The sequence below is a fragment of the Mojavia sp. genome, assembly GCF_059505145.1.
In genome coordinates this window covers 36,262-57,305 of record NZ_JCACKA010000076.1, presented here as the reverse complement: position 1 = coordinate 57,305, position 21,044 = coordinate 36,262, and the positions used below count along the sequence as shown (strand labels likewise).

19 protein-coding genes are annotated in these 21,044 nt (G+C 40.7%); 10 read left to right on the top strand and 9 right to left on the bottom strand.

Going from position 1 to position 21,044, the window contains the following annotated elements; translation table 11 throughout:
- Positions 1–262: 262 nt before the first annotated feature.
- The 3 genes from AC5JL8_RS21990 (at position 263) to AC5JL8_RS21980 (ending at position 2,603) form a co-directional block, all read left to right on the top strand.
- Positions 263–1,306, top strand: coding sequence for a hemerythrin domain-containing protein (locus AC5JL8_RS21990; RefSeq protein ID WP_495881814.1), 1,044 nt, complete (start codon positions 263–265; stop codon positions 1,304–1,306).
- 258 nt (positions 1,307–1,564) lie between these two features.
- Complete coding sequence (locus AC5JL8_RS21985; protein WP_495881813.1) at positions 1,565–2,098, top strand: HAD-IIIA family hydrolase; 534 nt, start codon at positions 1,565–1,567, stop codon at positions 2,096–2,098.
- A gap of 109 nt (positions 2,099–2,207) precedes the next feature.
- Complete coding sequence (locus AC5JL8_RS21980) at positions 2,208–2,603, top strand: hypothetical protein (RefSeq protein ID WP_495881812.1); 396 nt, start codon at positions 2,208–2,210, stop codon at positions 2,601–2,603.
- Positions 2,604–2,632: 29 nt separating this feature from the next.
- On the opposite strand, the gene AC5JL8_RS21975 is transcribed toward AC5JL8_RS21980, so the two are convergent.
- A complete protein-coding gene (locus AC5JL8_RS21975; protein ID WP_495881811.1) occupies positions 2,633–3,709 on the bottom strand; it encodes a phosphatase PAP2 family protein in 1,077 nt (358 codons plus the stop codon).
- 961 nt (positions 3,710–4,670) lie between these two features.
- Here AC5JL8_RS21975 and namA point away from each other — a divergent pair.
- Positions 4,671–5,738 (top strand): NADPH dehydrogenase NamA, encoded by a 1,068-nt coding sequence (namA, locus tag AC5JL8_RS21970; protein WP_495881810.1) that lies wholly within the window; start codon positions 4,671–4,673, stop codon positions 5,736–5,738.
- A 176-nt stretch (positions 5,739–5,914) separates the two neighbouring features.
- Here the strand turns inward: namA and AC5JL8_RS21965 are convergent, their stop codons facing one another.
- Entirely contained in the window at positions 5,915–6,520 is a 606-nt protein-coding gene (locus AC5JL8_RS21965; protein ID WP_495881809.1) for a transposase, read from the bottom strand.
- A 673-nt stretch (positions 6,521–7,193) separates the two neighbouring features.
- Between AC5JL8_RS21965 and AC5JL8_RS21960 the strand changes: the two genes are divergently transcribed.
- Positions 7,194–7,607 carry a hypothetical protein gene (locus AC5JL8_RS21960; RefSeq protein WP_495881808.1) on the top strand — a complete coding sequence of 138 codons (414 nt, stop codon included), beginning with the start codon at positions 7,194–7,196 and terminating at the stop codon, positions 7,605–7,607.
- 240 nt (positions 7,608–7,847) lie between these two features.
- Here AC5JL8_RS21960 and AC5JL8_RS21955 read toward each other — a convergent pair whose 3' ends face one another.
- The 3 genes from AC5JL8_RS21955 to AC5JL8_RS21945 all read right to left on the bottom strand — a co-directional run bounded on the left by AC5JL8_RS21955 (position 7,848) and on the right by AC5JL8_RS21945 (position 11,031).
- Positions 7,848–8,735, bottom strand: a complete 888-nt coding sequence (locus AC5JL8_RS21955) for a hypothetical protein (protein WP_495881807.1) — start codon at positions 8,733–8,735, stop codon at positions 7,848–7,850.
- A 70-nt stretch (positions 8,736–8,805) separates the two neighbouring features.
- Positions 8,806–9,399 (bottom strand): DUF1517 domain-containing protein, encoded by a 594-nt coding sequence (locus AC5JL8_RS21950; protein WP_495881806.1) that lies wholly within the window; start codon positions 9,397–9,399, stop codon positions 8,806–8,808.
- 66 nt (positions 9,400–9,465) lie between these two features.
- A complete protein-coding gene (locus AC5JL8_RS21945) occupies positions 9,466–11,031 on the bottom strand; it encodes a pentapeptide repeat-containing protein (protein WP_495881805.1) in 1,566 nt (521 codons plus the stop codon).
- A gap of 82 nt (positions 11,032–11,113) precedes the next feature.
- On the opposite strand from AC5JL8_RS21945, the gene AC5JL8_RS21940 reads away from it, so the two are divergent.
- Complete coding sequence (locus tag AC5JL8_RS21940) at positions 11,114–11,953, top strand: prephenate/arogenate dehydrogenase (RefSeq protein WP_495881804.1); 840 nt, start codon at positions 11,114–11,116, stop codon at positions 11,951–11,953.
- 64 nt (positions 11,954–12,017) lie between these two features.
- Here the strand turns inward: AC5JL8_RS21940 and AC5JL8_RS21935 are convergent, their stop codons facing one another.
- Positions 12,018–12,671, bottom strand: a complete 654-nt coding sequence (locus tag AC5JL8_RS21935) for a nucleotidyltransferase family protein (protein WP_495881803.1) — start codon at positions 12,669–12,671, stop codon at positions 12,018–12,020.
- Positions 12,668–13,462 (bottom strand): TetR/AcrR family transcriptional regulator, encoded by a 795-nt coding sequence (locus AC5JL8_RS21930; protein ID WP_495881802.1) that lies wholly within the window; start codon positions 13,460–13,462, stop codon positions 12,668–12,670. The genes AC5JL8_RS21935 and AC5JL8_RS21930 overlap by 4 nt, the downstream gene beginning before the upstream one ends.
- Positions 13,463–13,522: 60 nt before the next feature.
- Between AC5JL8_RS21930 and AC5JL8_RS21925 the strand changes: the two genes are divergently transcribed.
- On the top strand, positions 13,523–14,506 hold the full coding sequence (locus AC5JL8_RS21925) for a Rieske 2Fe-2S domain-containing protein (RefSeq protein ID WP_495881844.1): 984 nt from the start codon (positions 13,523–13,525) through the stop codon (positions 14,504–14,506).
- 169 nt (positions 14,507–14,675) lie between these two features.
- Here AC5JL8_RS21925 and AC5JL8_RS21920 read toward each other — a convergent pair whose 3' ends face one another.
- On the bottom strand, positions 14,676–15,278 hold the full coding sequence (locus tag AC5JL8_RS21920) for a Uma2 family endonuclease (protein WP_495881801.1): 603 nt from the start codon (positions 15,276–15,278) through the stop codon (positions 14,676–14,678).
- 40 nt (positions 15,279–15,318) lie between these two features.
- Positions 15,319–16,491: an XdhC family protein gene (locus AC5JL8_RS21915; protein WP_495881800.1), complete on the bottom strand. Its 1,173-nt coding sequence runs from the start codon at positions 16,489–16,491 to the stop codon at positions 15,319–15,321.
- Between the two features lie 910 nt (positions 16,492–17,401).
- On the opposite strand from AC5JL8_RS21915, the gene AC5JL8_RS21910 reads away from it, so the two are divergent.
- From AC5JL8_RS21910 to AC5JL8_RS21900, 3 genes are all read left to right on the top strand, one after another.
- Entirely contained in the window at positions 17,402–18,427 is a 1,026-nt protein-coding gene (locus AC5JL8_RS21910; RefSeq protein WP_495881799.1) for an NAD-dependent epimerase/dehydratase family protein, read from the top strand.
- Positions 18,428–18,664: 237 nt separating this feature from the next.
- Positions 18,665–19,699 carry a methyltransferase gene (locus tag AC5JL8_RS21905; RefSeq protein ID WP_495881798.1) on the top strand — a complete coding sequence of 345 codons (1,035 nt, stop codon included), beginning with the start codon at positions 18,665–18,667 and terminating at the stop codon, positions 19,697–19,699.
- A 244-nt stretch (positions 19,700–19,943) separates the two neighbouring features.
- Positions 19,944–20,996 carry a methyltransferase gene (locus AC5JL8_RS21900; RefSeq protein ID WP_495881797.1) on the top strand — a complete coding sequence of 351 codons (1,053 nt, stop codon included), beginning with the start codon at positions 19,944–19,946 and terminating at the stop codon, positions 20,994–20,996.
- Positions 20,997–21,044: the final 48 nt, after the last annotated feature.

Sequence of the window (21,044 nt, the reverse complement as noted above, 5' to 3'; positions counted from 1 at the left end):
TTTTATTTGGCAGGGCGATCGCCTTTGGTACTGCGCTCCGTGCAATCGCTTATTATGCCCTTATCTTAAAGTCCTATTTTTTCGTGATTGATTGTCATTGAATTTCATTTTTTGAGAATATATATATTAGGGCGCGAAACCCTTGCTATTTCGATGGTTTCGGACTTAACGAGAAAAGTCAGGTGTTAATTAGGTTCAAATTTAACTCCAAGAATTCAAGCATCAGCTATCAGCTTCAAAATGAAACAGAGGTGATGAAAAAATGAGTTCAACTCTTGATGACAGCAAGCGCCTTGCAATTGCAGCACAATTAGCAGATATGAAATTACTCCAAAATCTGCTGATTAATAATGAGCAGCAATTCATCGAAGATTGCACTGATGATGATATTTGCGATCGCCTACAAGATATGCTCGAAGATGATCAAAAAAACCTGGGTGTTATCGATACTGTAATTGTTCAGTACGGTGTAAAAGGAGAACCTAACAAAACAACCCAGAAAATGATTGAGCAAGTTCAAAAGCTCATGGAAGATTCCGAACTAACTTTGTTTGAGAAAGTACGAGAGCATGAATTGCTCAAGCATAAACAAACGATGGCTGGACTACTAATCCACAAAGCTGCCCAAGTTGTTGGTGCTGATATTGAAGCTGCCATCACTCCTTTAAATACAGTTAACTTTGAAAACCGCACTCATCAAGAGCAGCTCAAAGGAATTCTAGAGATTTTGGGTGTTCGTGAACTAACAGGAAAAGAGGCAAAGCAAGGGCTGTGGGCAAGAGTTCAAGATGCTGTTGCAGCCTTAACTGGTGTGGTGGGTAGTGTAGTAACACGTACCGATGACGAAATGAGCATCCGTGACTTGCTTCTCATGGATCATACTAAGTCCGATACTTTGTTTGTAGAAATTTTCAGTACTGACGATCCTCAAAAAATTCAAGAGTATTTTGGGCAACTCTACAAAGATATAAAAGTTCATGGGATGGCCGAAGAAGAAGTAATTTACCCAGCAGTTCGTCCATATTACGAACACACACAGGAGATATACGCTCAGACCGACGAAGTGATACAGATGTTAGATGAAATTAAACCTCTCAACCCTTCCTCATCTGAGTTCAAAGCAAAAGTTGAGCAGCTAAGAACTGCGGTGCGAACTCATATTAATCAAGAAGAGAAAGATATATTTCCTCAACTCCGTCACAACTTTAGCCATGAACAGCAAAAGCAAATGGCTACTGAGTTTAAAACAGTTAAAAGCAAGCTCCAAGACCAGATGGCTGCTTCACTTAACCCAACTGCAACCTAAACATGAACTCTTCCACCTTTCAAGCGAAACTTTCTAATAAAAATAATTATTGCGCTGTTTACAATGTCCCGCTTCGCTAACGTAAACGAGTAAAAGTACTTGCGGCTGACAAAGGTTACGATTTTAAGGATAATTTCCTCAATCTGGAGGACGAACACCCGTTGTGATAGCGCCTTCCGTTAGCCAGAGGAAAGGTAGTATTTAACAGCTTAAGATATCAAACAGAAGGAGACAGAAGGAGAATTCTACACAAAAACGATGAGCCTATTATTGATAGACTTAGACGGCACAATTCGAGAACCACTCAGCGGTGAACAATACTTTCAACATCCTCAAGACCAAAAAATTATTATGGGTGCTGAAGTTGCTATTGGTACTTACAAAGATGATTGGATTATTGTTGGCATCACCAATCAAGGCGGAGTTGCCGCAGGGTACAAGTCTATTCAAGAGTGTGTCAGGGAACAGCAGTACACGCTTGAGCTATTTCCAGAATTAAGGGAAATTTACTTCTGTCCTGACTTTGAAGGCAAAAAATGCTTCCGCGTCACTCGCCACAATGTCCACAACCACAGTAAAACTAAATGGTCTGGACAATATCGCAAACCCGGAGCTGGAATGTTGCAGTTGGCAATGATTCGGCACAAACATACTCCGCAAAATAGCTGTTATGTGGGCGATCGCCCGGAAGATGAAGCTGCTGCCCGTCGTGCAGGGGTACACTTCCAATGGGCAAAGGATTGGATTGAGCAACATCAGGCGACGATTATCTCTCAACTTGCAGAAATCTAAATAGTAAACAATTAATTCAGAAACCAAAAAATTAAGTCAGAACATTAATGAATAATTAATAGCTAAACATGACACTAATTTTCCTACTACTAATATTGAGGATAACAATATGAGCGAGAACGACCCATCTTTATCAAATCCAGCTATTACTCCAGATCAATCTACTGTTGCATCCCAACAAGCTCAACCTCATACACCTACTAATGTTGCAGGAAGTGCAATGCTAGATGCACAAGCCGCAGCAGGAGGAAACGAACCAGAGGGAGATCCAACTAACTTTCCTATTGCCACCAACTTTCCAAAAGCTGGTGTAAGTGGCGATCCTAAAACTGCTGGAGCTTCTACTATCATGGGGCCTGATTCTACAGATGAGCAGAACTCAGAAAAGGGTTCTGTCAACCTCCAGAATAATCCAGATATTCCAAGCGATGAGATGCAAGGAACTTTGCCTAATACTGACCCTGTTGGGATGCCGATTGATCCTGAAACTAATTTTCCAGAATAATCTAGATAAAGGTTATTTTCTCTAAAATCTCAAGCTTGTATTTGAAGCTGAGGTAGGAACACCACAGCTTCAAAAGCTTTCCCCGCTTCCTTTGTTCTCTTCGCTGACAACTGATATTGTTGCCACAGTTCCAAGCTGAGAATACAGGCAATTAACCACACTAAACCTAGAGCATAGCCAGCCGCCACATCAGTAGGCCAATGTACGCCAAGATAAAGCCGACTAAAACCTATCGCCACAATTAAGGCCATGGTTAAGGAAAATATTCGTCCTTGCCATTGAGGAAATTGCTTTGCCAAAGTGTAACTAATGAAACCATAAATCGCTATTGACGCCATTGCGTGACCGCTAGGAAAGCTGTAGTGAGCAACATCAATAATCCAATCCCAAAGTGCTGGACGTGCCCTACCAAACCGCGCTTTCAACAAATAATTTAAGCCCATTGCGCCAACTGCGGTTATACCTAAGGTAGTTGCTTCCCAAAGACGCTTATTATATGTTGACCAAATTCCCAATCCCAAACAAATTAACAGCAAGGGTAGCGGCTCGCCAAGGAAAGTAACACCGAGCATAATGCGATCGCCTATTGGCGTGTGTAGCTTTTGAATAGCTAGCAAAATCCTTTCGTCAAGACCAGATATGTGCAACAGTCCGAGGCCGCATACCAGAGCGCAAACAGCCCCCGATACCAGTACAAGTTGTTGGCTACCTGCTCTGCCTAATTTTTGCATAGGCGTTTGGGGGAATATGGCTGAGATGTTTATAGGTAATTTTTTTGCTGCTGGTGTTGTGCTGATAACATTCTTAGTTACAGGTAATTTTATGAACTTTTTTCTGTAATCTAAGACAATATCGTAGATCAGCCAGGCGATCGCACTTGGACTCTGATCTCGGTGGAAAATAACAAGAATATTTCCTGTCAAATTGTTAGCGCTAACTTGTGCGATTCCTTCTTCCTTTGACAATCTTAATTCCAGGTATTGCTTGAGAGCTTGCGAACCATAAAGTCCATCGACTTTATACCTAGCTCTTCCTTTGACAGCGGTATGTATTGCTCGAACTAAAAGATTATCACCGACGAATTTCTCGAAATTAGAAGTGCCCATTTTTCAGTTTACTAGATAACTGCTGTTAGATAACTTCCTTATGCAAGGAAGTATTGTGAACTCTTTATACATTACTGATTTTTTTAGTTCCCGAAACAGTCCTGAGTAGCATAACACTCAGCATCATCGGTAGTAGATAAGCTAATGCACATTTAACTTGCATATTTTTGATTTTAAGGACAGATATCGTATTTGTCCTTCATTTTGGTTTTCGTAGTAATAATTATACTTCTGCAAACTATCGAGGTTTGAAATAATTTATTGTTACATATTCTACAAAGATTAAATGCTGTTATTGGAATCAAAGTAAACTTGCCAATCAAATGCAAAATTCAAACAAGTAAAAAAATAAACGTTTTTCAATGTGATTACTGTAATTACGTATAAAAATCGTTGAATTTTAATAGTAAGAATATCTGAAGATATTTTTAATTTGTTCATAAATTACAGCAATCATAGGTAAGCTGTAAACACATTGTAAATATGAAAGCTTAAAAAGCTTTGCACTCACAAAGGTATTTAGGTCTCGTTCACAAGTGGATCAACAGCAAGGAAAGCGCGATATCTGGGAATTCCAGAAACACGAACATCCTAGCGAAAATCTTAGCTATCCGAATTTTGATGGTCATAGCAGTGATGGCATTAAGGAGACATAAATAAATTAGTTCAAAATTAGCTCAGTAGTTAGTATGATATTGATGATTATGTTTATTTACGCCAAGTTATTTAGCTAGTATTGAAGTTTTAAATCAATACTAAAGAAGAGCGCTCTAACTACTGATAACTGGGGAGTATGGCAGTGAAATGGTATTTATACTGTCTGATTCTTCCTACTGGTTGTGGCTGCATCGCTGACCGCAATTAGCTCAGGAGAACATCTACAGATGTTTAAGCCAATGTGAGACTTTTGTGCAACTCTGTCGTAATTTCTTTTACCTACCAAGAAAAGGAATCAATACTAATGGCACACCTGTTTGAAACATTCAGGATTCGTCAAGTTACCTTTCGTAACCGCATCGCCCTTTCACCTATGTGTCAATATTCGAGTACAAATGGATATGCTAATGACTGGCATAAAATTCATCTAGCTTCTCGTGCAGTTGGCGGTTGCGGGTTAGTAATGACAGAGGCAGCAGCTGTAGAACCAGGGGGGCGCATTAGTCCACAAGATTTAGGCATCTGGACAGATGAACACATAGAAAATTTAGCCAAGATTGTGCAATTAATTCATAACTTTGGTGCGGTTGCTGGTATTCAACTCGCTCATGCAGGCAGAAAAGCAAGTACTGCCAAACCAAGTAAGGGAGGAAAAGCACTGGATGAATCTCAAGAAGGGTGGCGTCCTCTAGTTTCAAGCAGTGCGATCGCCTTTAGTAAAGATAGCCCTGTACCAGAAGCCCTAAGCATCGAAGGAATTCAGCAAGTTATTAATGCTTTTGTTCAAGCTGCCAAACGTTCTTTAAAAGCAGGTTTCAAAGTCATTGAAATCCATGCTGCTCATGGCTACTTATTGCACCAGTTTCTCTCACCACTGGTTAACACTCGAACAGATGATTATGGTGGTAACTTTGAAAACCGTACCCGACTACTGAGGGAGATTGTTCAGGGAGTGCGAGAAGTTTGGCCAGAAACATATCCGCTATTTGTACGTATCTCTGCGACTGATTGGGTAGATAAAGGTTGGGACGTAGAGCAGAGTATCGCCTTAAGCGACAAACTCAAATTTTTAGGCGTGGATCTAATCGACTGCTCCTCAGGGGGCATTATACCAGGCATCAATATACCATTAAAACCAGGTTATCAGACTCAGTTTGCTGAACGTATTCGCCGTGAAGCCGATATCTATACAGGAGCCGTAGGCTTGATTACATCTCCTCAACAAGCTGACCAAATTATTCGTACACAAGGGGCTGATCTAGTGCTGTTAGGGCGCGAACTACTTCGCAATCCTTACTGGCCACACCTAGCAGCCAAACAACTAGGACATGATAAACTCTGGCCTGTTCAATATGACCGAGCCTGGCTTTAAAGCTGGGTTTTTTGACATTGGGTTTTGCGATCGCTACGCCTAGATAAATTATGGCGATCGCAAGAAAACGCAATGAATCGAAAGAATTAGTTGGGTGGTTGTTTGCGATCGCCCGTATATGCTTCAATGCAAACGGAGTTTGCATTACCCCAAGCGCAGCTTGGGGGAGCGCAATCCTAGCGCTCAGGCATAGGGCGCGCTTCGCGATCGCGTTCCCAATTGATTGGATTATTGATAATATATTGTCTAATTCGATCAAGGGCGAATTCATTACGAATTATGTTGTCATGAAACCTTTCTTGCCATCCAAAACCTTCATATATTTGATTAATTTCAAATGAACATCGTCCTTTGTACCATCTAATAATTTTAGAAAGGGAATTTTTAGACAACATCGGATTAAATAACCCAGTAACCCCGCCCCGTTCCCCATCCCCCCGTTGACTTGTAGAGACGCGATTCATCGCGTCTTCTTGTGTTTGATTAATAATCACAATCCCATGAATATGATTAGGCATGACGCAAAACGAATCTATCTGGCAATTAGAAAAATTATTAGGAATCTCATACCACAATTTATGAGCGATTTCTCCAATTGGTGACAGCTGCATTTCACCCTGTACAACCTCACCAAAAAAGCATTTTTTACCATCCGTGCAAATAGTAACAAAATATCCACCATTACTAGCATAATTCCATCCTGGTAAACGTGTTGAATCAATTCGATATTTACCTTTGTATTTCGGTTTGTTGTCTTTTGGTTGAGGATCGTAATGATTCATGATTACATGATTAATTTATACAAAGATTTATGCAATTATTGCTTTGCATTGATGTAATTGCCAACCCAAAAAACTCGGAATTATTATCATACCAATTCAAATAATGTTTGCGACACATAAATTCTTCGTAGGGGCACGGCACTGCCCCTACCCATATGTTGCATTCTTTTTTCAAATTGGTATCAGTATGTAAATACGGGATGAATCACCGGAAAATAGACGCGATGAATCGAGTCTCTACAAATGGTCTATTTGTTACATTCTTTTTTCAAATTGGTATAAATATGACGTTTCTCAATTGCGTGCAATCCGGTTCGGATTAGGCTTTTTGATAAAAATTATAATAGATGACAAAAACGCATTGTAGAGACGGCGATTTATCGCGTCTCTCTATTCGTCCACAACACAAGTCCGTTCATCCACAACACAAGTCCATTCGTCCACAACGCAAGTCCATTCGTCCACAACGCAAGTCCGTTCATCCACAACACAAATCCGTTTATCCACAACGCAAGTCCATTCTCAACGATTTGTTGTTTATTGTCGTGCAATTACTGAGCTAAAAATCAAATCTTATTACAAAAAACACCTTATTTTGCAAGCTTTACTGAACCGCTACATTGTCCTATTGAGACACTCTAGAAAGATAGAGTTTAGTAAAAAGTATCCATTGATGCCACGCAAAACAAGAAGCTCTACCGTGCTAGAAAAAACCGAAAAGAGATTAATTGGACTTAAATCGATTAATTCCAACCTTGACTTTGGTGATTCCATCAGTTTAAACCATTTAACCGAGTTAACTGGGCAACTCCGCAACCAGATTGACCAGTATAATATGATGCTAACTGACCTTGACACAGCAAAGGGAGAAATAGAAATCCTTGAAAAGACCATTCGGGAAACTTCAGAACGCTTAGTCAATGGCGTGGCGTCGAGGTATGGTAAAAACAGCCGGGAATACGAGATGACAGGCGGAGTACGCAAAAGCGATGCCTGCGGCGGGCTACGCCTACGCATTCGTAAAGCCACTATTACCCGGTTAAAATCTACCGCAGACTCAAAAGCGGCTTCTACACAGACGGCGTAACGAGCAACGGGCATCATTCACGGTGTAATGATGCCCGTTGCTTATCGTATTCGATTAAAGATTTATCATTAAGACCGCAAGAGAGCAGGGGGAGAAAGGGTTTTTACCTTATGTCCTTGTGGCTCAGGATTTTGGCTAGAAGAGAAACGCAACGTCAGGCTGTTGCTGAAGTGTAGATATTCCCTCCCCTTACAGTGAAGGGGTAGGGTGAGGCTGAGAAAAAGGTAACTGAATTAGCGATTAGCGGCGTCTGCCACCAAAAGAAGGTGCGCGACGACCACTAGAACGTCCGCCACTACCAAAGCTACTGCCGCTAGGATTGCGTCTAGGTGATCTAGAACTATTGGAAGGTCTTAGTTCACTACTACCAAAACCAGAACCACTAGGACGGTTACGTGTATTGGTGCGTGGTGCAGTGCGTATAGTTGAGCTATTGGGATATGACCTTCTAATTGTCCCCGTACTGCGGAAAGCAGTGCGATTTCTCACAGCTGCTGGTGGCGCGTTGTAGCGACTGCGGTAGCTTTGAACCGCTTGATCATAGTTTCTGCCATAACCACCATAGCCAGTCATCACTTGTCCAGGTTGATAGACAGGGGGTACATAATACTGCGGTCTAAACAACAGGCTACCAAGCGCCTGACCCGCTACGCCACCAGCCACAGCCCCAGCAAAGGGTGCCCAGAAGCCACTTTGTTGACGGACTACGACCGTTTCTTGTTGCCCTGTTTGGGGATTTGTTCTGTTTTCAGTGACGTTGTGGACGTACTCAATTTTAAAATCTTCTGTCAAGTATAAACTGGGCTGTCCGTTTTCTACTTTTAAGTAACTTTTCTTACCCTCTTTAATTTCTTCATCTGTCAGCCGTGCCATTTGCAAATTTTCAGTTACAAAGGTCGGGGGTTTACTGCCAATTAAAAACAGGGTATATTCCCCAGTGGCATCGTCATAAGTTGCTTGTTGTACTTGATACTGACCATCACTGAGTTTGGTGGCAGCCGACGAGCTTTGGCTAACATTCTGGGCTGGGGGTGTAGTTTGGTTACCACCTCCACAACCAACAGTTGTCAAGCATAAACTCATCGCTAAAAAAACTACTGTAAACTTACGTAGTATGTTCATGAGCATTGCATTAGTATCCTATCTTCGAGCTTAACAAGTTCACAGTACACGTTGTAAGTACGGACTACCCAACAACTTACAATGGAATCAATTCGGGATAGTATTGTAATACTTGATCGTTAGTGAGTTCATCGCCTAACTGCGCTGGCGAGAAATGCACCTGTATGGCCTTGAGTTTATTGTTATAGTGCAAATTAATTAAAGCTTTCAAAGCTTGTTTCAAAGCCTGAATGTTAGACAAGTCGGTTTCTAAATCTGGTACTTCTCCTTCATAAGCAACTGTAATCATTACAATTACGTTGCGCGTCACAGGTATAGATAAAGGGTCATCAAGTCCAGAATCAGAACTCAAATCTGGTTCACTCAGATATCTTTGGGCGGAGTCAGTAAATAATTCATTTACATAATCTCCTGCTTCACCCTCATTCCAAAATACGTCACCTTCATTAGCAGCAGACAGCCAAGAATCATCATATTGCAGCAGTGTTTGGCAGATTTCTACCAGTTCTTCTCCCATAACTTGCAAGTCGCCATCTGTATCGATCGCTTCCCGTGCAGCATGATTTAATACGCCCAAAATTGGTGCTACCTCTGTTCCTCCTAAATGCAAGAATAGGCGAAAGACAACATAGCGAGTCCGGCCAACCATCCTATTAAATGTATCGCGCATCTGTTTCCTCCATAAATTTTTTAGTTGTTAAGTTCCTAATTCCTCTTGCACAAAAACCCTGAATAACTATTGTTCAATGTAATAAAAACTTTTAACAAAATCTACAACCATATTTAACGAAGGCAGCATATATTGAGCAGATTCACTGGTTATATTATCAAAAAACGTAGCATTAGCATCAAGGGGATTAATAAATCGTTTACCGAAGTAGGGATTATCATACAAAATCAAAGTTTGAGCGCTAGAATTTGTTAATATTGTCTGGGTAGGAGCTTTAAAAAAATTTAATTTTGCTGCTAGTTCTAAATTTTTTCGCATATCTCTAATGATCTGAGCCTGATTTCTAGCTTCCTCGATCAAAGTCCTTAATTGCCTCACCCGATGGGGTGTTTTTAGCCCCAAGAGAGATATATCTTCGCCCCTGATCATTTCCAGCAGCCTGTCAATGTTTTGTTGTGTGTTGGTGGCATCAATAAAGGGAAGAATCGCAATATAAGCTGTGGCAAACAAATCTTGGTCACTATCTACCCGAAAAGTCAAAATAGTCCGACGACGCCCGATTTCTATAGTTGGAGGCTGTTTTAATTTCCGATATTCTCGATAAATTTCGTAATAAGAGCCAGCTAGGGCAAAATTTGCGTCGTGTTCTAAGGCTGCATCGACGATAATGCGAATTGTTGGCGGTGTTTCATTAAAAAAGTCTCCTGAATCTTCAGAGTTGAACTTTTGGATGATAGAGCGATCGCCCGTAGGGCTGAGGTCAACCCATTCACAAGTTATACCTTCGGTTTTTAAACCAAACCTGGAGGTGGCGTAAAGTTTGGCCCCGGTTAACACTGCTCCTGTTAAGTCGGCTCCTATCCATTCCGCCTTAATTAATTTGGCCTGAGTTAAATCAGTATGTACTAAACTAGCATTTGTTAAATTGGCATTGCTTAAGTCTGCCCCAATTAAGCTAGCTCCACTTAACTTGGCATTGCTTAAATCTGCCCAACGAAGATTTGCGCCGCTTAAATCTGCCCAACGGAGATTTGCACCGCTTAAATCTGCGCCGCTGAGGTTAGCACGGCTGAGATTTGCTTGTCTAAGTTCTGCATCTCGCAAATTTGCACCACTGAGATCCGCACGACCCATATCTGTAGCGTTGAGATTCGCCGTCTCTAAGTTTGCTCCCGTTAGAGAACAGCCTCTTAAGGTTGCTTCACTCAAGTTGGCACGGCGTAGATTTGCTTGTCGGAGTGTGGCTTCTCGCAGATCAGCACTGGTGAGGTTGGCCTCGAATAAATCTGTGCGGCTGAGGTCTGCCCGAATTAACTCGGCGCGGATCAATGTAGCCTCCCTGAGTTGGGCGCGGCTGAGATCGGCTCTAATCAAATTAGCTACGTTAAGGCTGGAGTTGTTGAGGATGGCGCTAGTAAGATTCGCGCCACTGAGTCTGGCTACATTAAGTTTGGCATGGCTCAAATTAGCTTCACTGAGATTCGCACCACTGAGATTGACCACACTGAGATTAGCATGGCTGAGATTTACACCATTAAGTTTGACACCGCTCAAGTTAGCTTCACAGAGGTCAACACCAGTAAAGTCTAGAACTCCTGCCGCGTATTTTTCCAGCAATTCTTCTACAGTCATGAATGCTACCTCTGGGATGCCAACTTTGATAATAGGTAAAGTATGCAGAAAATATTTAAAAGAAGGACTATCAAAATTAAAAATGAAAATTGGTATTTTAGGACTTGGACTGATAGGTGGGTCTTTGGGATTTGATTTGCGATCGCAAGGACATCATGTCTTAGGAGTTAGCCGTCGTCAATCAACTTGTGAAAAAGCGATCGCTTTAGGTAGCGTTGATCGAGCATCAGTTGATATGAGCCTCTTGGCTACCGCAGAAGTTGTATTTATTTGTACACCTATAGGGCTTATTGTTCCCCAAGTTGAACAGTTGATTGAGCATTTGTCTCCCACTACGATAGTCACCGATGTTGGTTCGGTCAAAGCACCAATCGTTAAAGCCATATCCCCCCTTTGGGATCATTTTATCGGTGGTCACCCGATGGCGGGAACAGCAGATAGTGGAATAGAAGCCGCACAACGGCATTTATTTGTGAATCGGCCTTATGTACTGACACCAATACATACAACACCAAGGACGGCAATTTCGGTGGTTGAGGAAATTGTGCGATCGCTTGGGTCTAACATTTACCATTGTCAACCAGAGCAACATGACCGCGCTGTGAGTTGGATTTCTCATTTACCCGTGATGGTAAGTGCTTCATTAATAGCTGCTTGTCTGAGCGAAACTGACCCCGATGTTTTGCAATTAGCTCAAAACTTAGCTAGTTCAGGTTTCCGAGATACCAGCCGTGTAGGTGGCGGAAATCCAGAGTTAGGGGTGATGATGGCGCAATTTAATCGACAAGCATTGTTGGGGTCATTGCAACAATATCGCCACAACCTCGACGAATTGATTAATTTAATTGAGCAAGAAAATTGGCTGAAATTAGAAGAGAAGCTGCAATTAACTCAAAAAGCAAGACGAGAATTTGTTGAGTAATACAGCATTTTTCAGCTAAATGAAGTACACAGGTAGCGGGTAGGGGCACAACAATGTTGTGCCCTTATGATCGCGGTTGTTGGGATTGATGCAAGTATTGCAACTGCTCGTAATCTTTTGGTGTATCAATATCAATTGCGCCTAATGGAAAAGGAACGCAGAAGACTTCATTGAAATGTTGCTTAATCAAATGTTTTGCACCGACAGTCTCTTTTAAGGCTGCTAGTTCTGAGAAAAATTGATAGCTAAATAAAGCTGGTACGCCAAAAGTCTGTGCATATTGAGAAGCGATGATCGGTTTCCCTGTAGAGTGATATGCCGCAACTAGCTGATTAATAATTTCAGCAGAAATAAATGGCTGATCGCAAACAGTAATAACTGCTGCATCTATGCTTTCATAACAGTTTGATAATGATGAAATTCCGCAACGAATTGAAGAACTCATACCCAAATTCCATTGCAAGTTTTCAACCACCTGTACAGAAGGTAAGCTGACTTCAGAACGTATTTGTTCGGCATTTGCTCCTAAAACCACCACTACTGGTTTGCAAACTGAGGCTATTGCACTTTCAAGTGTATGGCGAAGTAAGCTACCTCCTTGATAAGGTAAAAGTTGCTTAGATGTACCCATGCGGGTTGATGCACCTGCTGCCAGAATAATGATGGCAACATTTGATTTAGTATTCTCTAATTTGGGATTTAAAAAGTTACAAATCAAGCTGGTTTCTGCTCTGCTCGGTTAGAACCTTCCACAAACTGTTTACCACAGTCTTTACAACGATAGCACTGCTTTCCTCTGCGATACCCATTTTTAGATAGCCGCTGTGATTGACAATATAGACATTTCATTACTTTCATTACATTGCCGAACAGATGATCTCCGACATACGGCTCTAAATATGACACAAGCAAGTCTTCAATTTGCTGCGTCAGTCGTTGCCGATGTTGTTGATCTCGGCTGCGAAGTGCCGATAATAATACAGCATTGCTGCTGTGAACACAAACTTCTGCAAGCAGGCTGCACTCTAGTTCACTCAATTTTGGGTTTCGCTGCTTCAAGATACTTGTCATAAAGTTAATCGCTTCAGTGGTCATGCTTTCATCAATCGATTGGAAAATCTGACGTGCGATAAAAAACTGCACAAATACCACCCGTGATACTGGCTGTTCAAATAGTTGCGAGACAGAAGTTACAAGAGCATGAATCATTTCACGCAGTGATAACTGGACAATTTCTGGTATATTCACCTGCGCCCACATACTTTTGACCCGCTCGACGTGGCGTAACTCCATCGCCTGAAAAATTGCGGCTTTATCAGGAAAAAACTGATATACAGAACCAATCGCCGTCCCTGCTTTTGCAGCAATCAGATGGGTGGTAGCAGCTTCATAGCCCACCTCATCAAACACTGCTGCTGCTGCATCCAAAATTTTTTCAACTCGTTGTTTTCCTCGCTGTTGTTTAGGTTGACGACGTAGATTTCTTGACGAATGTGAATATTCTGTCATATATTAAAAGGCGACGGATTTTTCACAATTTTATATCTAGCGGAGAACATCATGGAGTCTATGCTTCCTGGTGCGCCTTGGTTGTTGGCGCACAAATCGATGCTGGCAGTAAACCAACCTCGGAAAATTTCCTTGTATGGAACTGACTATGTAATGTGGAAAGATTCTACCGGAGCTATATATGCGCTTCCCAATGCTTGTCCACACATGGGAGCAATGTTGTCAGAAGGATGGTGCGAAGCACAAAGTGATGGCAGAAGTACTGTAGTTTGCCCGTTTCATGCTCTAGAGTTTGATGGTTCAGGCTGCACTGTTTTACCTGGAACTAACAAGAAAACATTGTCACAACTCAAACCCTTAGAGCTAATAATTAAAGGAGATTTTATTTGGTCTTATGGTGGATACGAGCCAAAAATACCTATCCCCACAATACTGAATGAGATTGCCGAAACATATTACTTTATTGGGCATACAGCAGATAGAAGTGTAGAGACGGACTTGCTAACCATGCTGCTGAATATGCACGACTACAATCATCAAAATGGTACTCACCGAGACTTGTTTCGCATTACAAATGTAGAATTTCACCAATTTATTGATCAGGGGCATCATTCTCATGCGTTTTATGATCTGCCTACAGCACCTTACACCTTAGGAGAAAAGCTGAAGAAACCCGATTTGCTTTTATTGCCCAACACCATTAAAGCGCACCTAGAAAATCACTTCCCAGCCTTGGTGATTTTTCATGGAGAAATGCCATTAGGTAAAGCCGCGCAGTGCCATATATTTGTCCCAGAAACTTCTAATCGGACACGGACTTATATTTTGTTATTTGGTCAAGCCAAGCATCCTATATTTAAGATATTTGGCAGTACATATCTCAAGTTTGGTGAGGTTATAGTGAATCAAGATGCAGATATTTTAGGAAAAATTTATCCGAATACGTCTCAGAAAATTAAACTTAACAATGAGGTAGGTATGGATTGGGTGCGACGTAATTTTGAGAATTTCCCCAACATTGTAGAACCTAATCTTTCAAAGTAAACAGTGAGGGTTAAAACCTGTAGCAAAACTTTCGTTCAATAATGAAAAATATCTAGGAGTCTTTATATTTTTATATTCCTTTTTATTTGCCACCCAACTCAGAAAGAACCTATTCCCAACATTTCGATAGGGTGCGGATTCTGCCTCTGGGGTTGCACCTGTGTGGACACTATGGCATAACGTCGTCGAGTTTGAGTTGTAAGTCGGGGAATATAAAAGAAGAAATGGCATATCCTAAGCGATATTGTTGCTGTTGATATACACCATTAATGAGTTGGCAGATTGTAAAGGTAGGTTGTTTAGGATTACCGATGAATTGTAACCCGCCTAAACTGCAAAAATCTACAATCCAATATTCTGGTATTTGTAGGAAAGCATATTCTTCTACTTTTCTAGCATAATCGTCTTGCCAATTCTTACTAACAACTTCGGCAACGAGCTTAATTGTATTGCCATTACAGATAATCGGTCTTTTTTGCCAAAGCGCTTCGTTGTTAAGTTTTGCTTTATCTAGAACAATTACATCTGGACGTAGCACTGTTGCTTCAGCGTTAGGTGGCTTAATTAAACAAGTTTTTGGAACCAGCAAGTTAAGATTAGAACGAAGAATTTCAGCATAAATTCTACCAGCAATATTTCCTGAAACTTCTTCATGAGGGCCTGTCGCTTCCATATCACGTAGTTCTCCGTCAATGAGTTCGTAACGGGGGTTATCCCCGTATTCGGCTAAAAACTGCTCGAAAGTGAAGAGTTGGGGTGGAGTGTAGGTCATAGTTTATGTTTCGGGTGGAGATGGTTTTATATTAACGAAGTCATATTTTCAACTCCTCTAATTGCTCAATTTTGGTGGTCTTGACTTCATTTCTGTGGTGAATTGGGTCTGTGCGGTCTTTCAAAAAACCAGCACAACGGTTTGTTAGTACGGCTTGAATTTCAGCAATAATAGATAAGGCGATCGCTTCTGGTGTATCAGCCCCAATATCAATACCAATGGGGCCATGCAACCTTTGTAGCTGTTCTGATGTGTAATTAATTTCTTCTGCACGTAAATCTTGAAGTAATTTTTCAGTGCGATGCTTCGGCCCCAAAAAACCTAAGTAACGTGCAGGAGATGGCAATAATATTTTTAGGATTTCTAAATCGTCGAGGTAATTATGAGTCATCACTACAGCTATAGTGCGTTCATCTACACTTATTTGTTTGTGTAAAATATCTCTGCGGCTAAGAATTACCTCATCAGCCATTGCAAAACGCTCTTTGGTTGCTTCACTTGCTCGACAATCAACAATAGTGACGTGCCAACCCAAGTTTTTAGCAAACTGAGCTACTGGTACAGCGTCATGACCTGCACCAAAAATTATCAGTTGTATAGGTGGTTGAATTAGTTCGATTAAGACATCAACACTACCTGATAAAAGTTGGTATTTGTTAACACTTAAACGTTGATTTTGCAGAGCGACTTGAGCATCTTTAATCAGGGCAGCAGTTAATGCAGGTTCTGCGATATTACTGGTAACATTACTGTCTGTATTAAGTAACAAGCGTTCCCCAACCTTGACGTTAGCTATACCCTCCACAGCAAAAACAGTGGCAATAATACCAGGTTGCTGATTGCAAAAACATTGATTAATCACAGCCAAGGGGTTAAGTGGATCATTAGTATCTAAACGTTCAATCAGGACTTGCACTACTCCGTTACAGCCCAGCCCAAACCCCCAAACAATATCTTCATCGGCTGTAGTGTCGTAGGTGACAACTATTGGTTGTCCATCTAGCATTGAGCAGCGAGTATGCTCAAATACATCATTTTCCAAGCAACCACCACTAATCATTCCTAACATATGGCCTGCTTGTGTCATCAACATTCGGGCCCCAGGTCGCCGATAGGTAGAGCCTTTAACATTAACAATAGTGGCAAGAAATGCAGGTTCAGCATTGTGCTGACATTCTTTAAATGCTTTCAAAATAGCATTTAGCTCATTCATATTGTTATGTGTGCTGACAGTAGTAGCTTAAATTTACTAGATTAGACTCAAAGTCCAATAGTGCTAACTAAAATGTAACCCTTAAATACTAAAGGGTTGGAAGAATAGTGAGTTAAAAATTTTGAGGCTGTCTCTCTTACATTATTATAAATACTTTTGCATCTACACTAGGTTATAGAATTATTAGATATTAAGTATGATGTTTTGTATTGATTTAATTTATACTTTAGATAGATGTATAAGTGCAGCTGTTAAAGGTCGTTCTAAGTTTTAACGAGAAATCAAAAATTGCAGCAATTTATGGGGAAGAGTAAACCCCTAAATCATCACATCCTTACACCCTGCCTCAACAAAAAGTATTTCTGCATAAGTCTTGGGTGGGTAAGCATAAACTTCTATCATGCCTAATAAGTCAAGGAATTATAACATTTAAGTTATTACACTTATTGAGTTAGTATTCTATAACCTCAGCATTTAAAGATTTTATGACATCAACTTGAAGTTTAAACAAAACAGAGTATAAAGGTTTTGTGCCAGCACGTATACTGCAATGTTTAAAGTTTATACAATTTTAGTAAAGAAAATTGACTAAGCAAATCTTAATATCTAATACAAAAATGAGCTAAATGTATAAAAATGCTGAATATTTTTATACATTGTATAAAATAATTAATTTGTCATAAATTAATTAAGTATATTCCCTATCACATTTTCTTCAAATTTATTTAACAATCATTGCAGTCACAGAGATTTTGACTAGATACAAAGTAATTTAAAACACCACAAAAAGTAGAGGTAGGGCAATTTATAGACTCTATATATAGTAAGTCGGAGGGGTAAAGCTCCGGCTTAGTTCAGTGTGGTGACAGTCAAGTTTGTCTAAAAATTAGTCTTTCTATCAGGTGTAGTCATGAATAATATTCTGCGTGAGCATCGCGTGCTAGTAACCGGAGCATCTGGTTTTATGGGTTCGTGGTTGGCTAAGTATCTGCTAGACCAAGGAGCAACGGTAACAACAATACTGGCAGACTGGAACCCAAACAGTTATTTTATGCGTAGTGGGATATTTCAACGTGTTCAAAATGTGATCGGCTCAATAGAGGATTACAATTTGCTGGAAAAGCTGATTGGCGATCGCGGTATTGATACAGTATTTCACCTAGCGGCGGTATCAGTTGAAGGCCTAGCATTTGAAAAGCCCCGATTAGCATTTGAAATTAACATTCGCGGCACATATAACGTTTTAGAAGCCTGTCGTGTACATTCTGATGTAGTCAAACGGATAGTTGTAGCGTCCAGTGACAAAGCCTATGGTGATAGCCCTGTTTTACCTTATACAGAAGACCTCCCTACAGTGGGTAAAAATCCTTACGATGCTTCTAAAAGCTGCGCTGATATGATTGCTCGTACTTATTCTCACAGCTATGGATTACCAGTAGCAGTAGGTAGGTTTGGCAATATTTACGGCGGTGGGGACTTGAACTTGAATCGATTAATACCAAATACCATTCGTCGCTTGCTAAAAAATGAACCACCTATTGTTCGTGTCCCTACTCAAGGAAGTTTTATGCGGGACTTTCTATATGTAAAAGACGCTGTAAATTCCTATGTAGCAATGTTTAAAGGTCTGGAGAATCCAGATGTGCATGGAGAGGCGTTTAACTTTGCAATGGGCGGTAGTTGGACAGTGCTGGAGATAGTACAGAAGATTCAGCGCATTATGAATCGTGAGGATATAGAGCCGATGCTTGTACCTCAAACTCATGGAGAAATCTGGCATCAGCACGTCTCAACACAGAAAGCACAAAAAGTTCTTGGTTGGACTCCCTATTATTCTTTTGATGAAGGACTCAGAGAAACTGTTGAGTGGTATGTGGAGTTTTTATGCGGTTCAGTTCTTGCCAATGGTCGAACTCCATTAGTAGCGGGTGTCTAGTTTCTTGGCTATCTGCTAGTCCTACTTGGCTCAAGTCTTTTGAAATTTCATGCTGAAATGCCTCAACCATGATTTAATCGCAAATTTCATTAGCGGAATGCAGACATCTACAAAATCAATAACTGGTAAAAATTCGGCGATTTCTCCAGATTACAGGGATAACTTAAGATTTCAATCAAGCTTGGATTGATGAGAATTGCTATCTACATCAAATACTAACTCTAAGGTTTGTAACTTATGTTACTAAACAATCAACAAACAAATGTGTCTCTACCGACTTGTGATGATCGATTGCTTTGGGATACATGGATGTCCATGTTCCATTTTCCTACGCTAACTGTTGCAGATGAGGTAGGGCTGTTTCCTCTTTTAGATAAATTTCCAGCGACGGCTGCTGAAGTAGCCCAAAGCCTTTCTTTAAGCCACCGTTCTACTGAAGCGCTATTGGGAGTAATGACATCACTCGGTTATCTAGTTCAGCAAAGTGGGAAGTTTCATATCACCGAGGTGTCTCGAAATTTTCTCCTTCCTAACAGTCCTTACTACTGGGGCGGAATATTGCATTTAATGCGAAGTACTCCACTATCCCACTCATCACTACTAGAGGCATTGCAAACAGATAAGTCTACTATCTATGATGACCAAGATATTTGGGAAACTCATGAGCTAGAACCGGAACAAGCCAAAGCCTTTACTCGGCATATGCACAGTCAAACTGTCTCTCCTGCCGCAGGTGCTGCAATTAGGGGTGACTTTACAGATGTCAAACGTCTTCTTGATGTGGGTGGTGGTTCTGGTGCTTTTTCTTTTGCATTAGCTCGACGCTATCCTGAAATTTGTTGCACAATTTTAGAACTGCCAGTGGTGTGTAAGATAGCAGAAGAATATATTGCTTCTGCTGGACTGCAAGAACAAATAGATACCAAAGCAGCAGATTTCTTTAAAGATCCTTTTCCTGAAGGTTACGATGCAATTGTCTTCGGTAATATCTTTCATGATTGGGGAAGAGAAAAATGTCTTCTTTTAGCGCGTCGTAGCTTTGAAGCTTTGCCAAAAGGAGGTCGTATTTATCTTCACGAAATCTTACTATCTGATACCAAAGATAATCCTTTGGTGGCAACTTCATTTTCAATGTGCATGGTTTGGGTTACTGAAGGTAAGCAATTTACAGCAGGCGAACTTCATCAGCTTCTTACAGAATGCGGATTTGCAGATATATTAATAACTCCAACCTACGGTTATTATTCTCTAATTAGTGGTACAAAGCCATGATTATTTAACAGCAACAAACTGTTGAATTTATCTAATTCACATCTTGCACGAGTTGCTCTATTGCTATTTTTGTAGGGTGGGCAGTGCCCACCCTACGGATATCAGTTAAAGAATTTAGACAGCTTGCTTGGTCTGTTAAAAAGCTTAATTGTTCGGGCATCTTATAATCAAGCGATCACCTCAAATAACGACTTCTATTTAGAACTGTATCGCTCCTTAAGCTTACAAAAGTGAGAGAAATAAAATGGTTCAACAAATTGATAAACCTATCTTTAGTACTATTGACAATCCACAAACAAACGGTAGGCAAGTTTGGGATGTCATCATAGGTTTACACGCTTATCCAACCCTTCTAGTAGCTCATGAACTAAAATTGTTTCCGCTGTTAGCTGAAGCCCCCCGTACTCTTCAGGATATTTGTCAAAGCCTTAACCTTGCAAACCGTTCGGCTAGCGCGGTTGTTTCTATATGCACTTCTTTAGGCTTGGTTGAATTTAAAGATAACTATTATACCCTCACCACTGTAGCTCGTGAGTACTTGCTGGAAACTAGCCCAACTTCTTTTTGTGGTTATTTCGATTTAATGATTGCCAATTCTGCTTCCTACTCTTATGAAGCAATTAAAAAAGCGGTTTTGACCGATGCAACGCAGATTTACAATGGCGAGGATGTCTTTGAAGTTCACGAACAAAAAGATGAAATGGCACGGAAATTTACACGAGCAATGCACTCTGCTAGCATTTCTGCTGCTCTAGCGTGGCCAGAAACAATTAACCTTTCTAGCTATAAACAAATGCTAGATGTTGCTGGTGGTTCTGGCGCTCATTGCATTGGTGCAACCTTAAAGTGCCCGAGTTTACAAGCTACCATTTTTGACTTAGCACCTGTATGCGAAGTAGCACAAGAGTTTATTCATCAACATGGGTTACAAAATCGCATCAGCACCCATGTTGGCAATATGTGGCAAGACAATTTTCCTTCAGCTGATTTACATTTTTATTCCCTGATTTACCATGATTGGACACCAGAGCAATGCTTCTTACTGACAAAAAAAAGCTTTGACAGTTTAGAGCCTGGTGGACGCTTGATTATTCATGAATGGCTGTTTAATGACGAGCGAACCGAACCGCTTTCAACAGCAGCATATAACCTAATCATGCTCCTTTGGTGTGCTGGAGGACAGCAATATTCTGGGTTAGAACTGTCTACTATGCTGGCAGAGGTTGGTTTTGTTGATATTGAAGTTAAATCAACTTTTGGTTATTGGAGTATTGTTACTGGCCAAAAGCCGAAATAAATTTTTGGGTTTTTAGGCTCGCTTCTGGGGTAGTTTTCTTTGAAAGCG

Bases quoted from the DNA above. Each gene is read 5' to 3' on its own strand.
- AC5JL8_RS21945 (WP_495881805.1), bottom strand. From the start codon at position 11,031: ATGACTGTAGAAGAATTGCTGGAAAAATACGCGGCAGGAGTTCTAGAC.
- AC5JL8_RS21980 (WP_495881812.1), top strand. From the start codon at position 2,208: ATGAGCGAGAACGACCCATCTTTATCAAATCCAGCTATTACTCCAGAT.
- AC5JL8_RS21930 (WP_495881802.1), bottom strand. From the start codon at position 13,462: ATGACAGAATATTCACATTCGTCAAGAAATCTACGTCGTCAACCTAAA.
- AC5JL8_RS21950 (WP_495881806.1), bottom strand. From the start codon at position 9,399: ATGCGCGATACATTTAATAGGATGGTTGGCCGGACTCGCTATGTTGTC.
- AC5JL8_RS21905 (WP_495881798.1), top strand. From the start codon at position 18,665: ATGTTACTAAACAATCAACAAACAAATGTGTCTCTACCGACTTGTGAT.
- AC5JL8_RS21985 (WP_495881813.1), top strand. From the start codon at position 1,565: ATGAGCCTATTATTGATAGACTTAGACGGCACAATTCGAGAACCACTC.
- AC5JL8_RS21940 (WP_495881804.1), top strand. From the start codon at position 11,114: ATGAAAATTGGTATTTTAGGACTTGGACTGATAGGTGGGTCTTTGGGA.
- AC5JL8_RS21925 (WP_495881844.1), top strand. From the start codon at position 13,523: ATGCTTCCTGGTGCGCCTTGGTTGTTGGCGCACAAATCGATGCTGGCA.
- AC5JL8_RS21960 (WP_495881808.1), top strand. From the start codon at position 7,194: ATGCCACGCAAAACAAGAAGCTCTACCGTGCTAGAAAAAACCGAAAAG.
- namA (WP_495881810.1), top strand. From the start codon at position 4,671: ATGGCACACCTGTTTGAAACATTCAGGATTCGTCAAGTTACCTTTCGT.
- AC5JL8_RS21990 (WP_495881814.1), top strand. From the start codon at position 263: ATGAGTTCAACTCTTGATGACAGCAAGCGCCTTGCAATTGCAGCACAA.
- AC5JL8_RS21915 (WP_495881800.1), bottom strand. From the start codon at position 16,491: ATGAATGAGCTAAATGCTATTTTGAAAGCATTTAAAGAATGTCAGCAC.
- AC5JL8_RS21955 (WP_495881807.1), bottom strand. From the start codon at position 8,735: ATGCTCATGAACATACTACGTAAGTTTACAGTAGTTTTTTTAGCGATG.
- AC5JL8_RS21910 (WP_495881799.1), top strand. From the start codon at position 17,402: ATGAATAATATTCTGCGTGAGCATCGCGTGCTAGTAACCGGAGCATCT.
- AC5JL8_RS21900 (WP_495881797.1), top strand. From the start codon at position 19,944: ATGGTTCAACAAATTGATAAACCTATCTTTAGTACTATTGACAATCCA.
- AC5JL8_RS21975 (WP_495881811.1), bottom strand. From the start codon at position 3,709: ATGGGCACTTCTAATTTCGAGAAATTCGTCGGTGATAATCTTTTAGTT.
- AC5JL8_RS21965 (WP_495881809.1), bottom strand. From the start codon at position 6,520: ATGAATCATTACGATCCTCAACCAAAAGACAACAAACCGAAATACAAA.
- AC5JL8_RS21920 (WP_495881801.1), bottom strand. From the start codon at position 15,278: ATGACCTACACTCCACCCCAACTCTTCACTTTCGAGCAGTTTTTAGCC.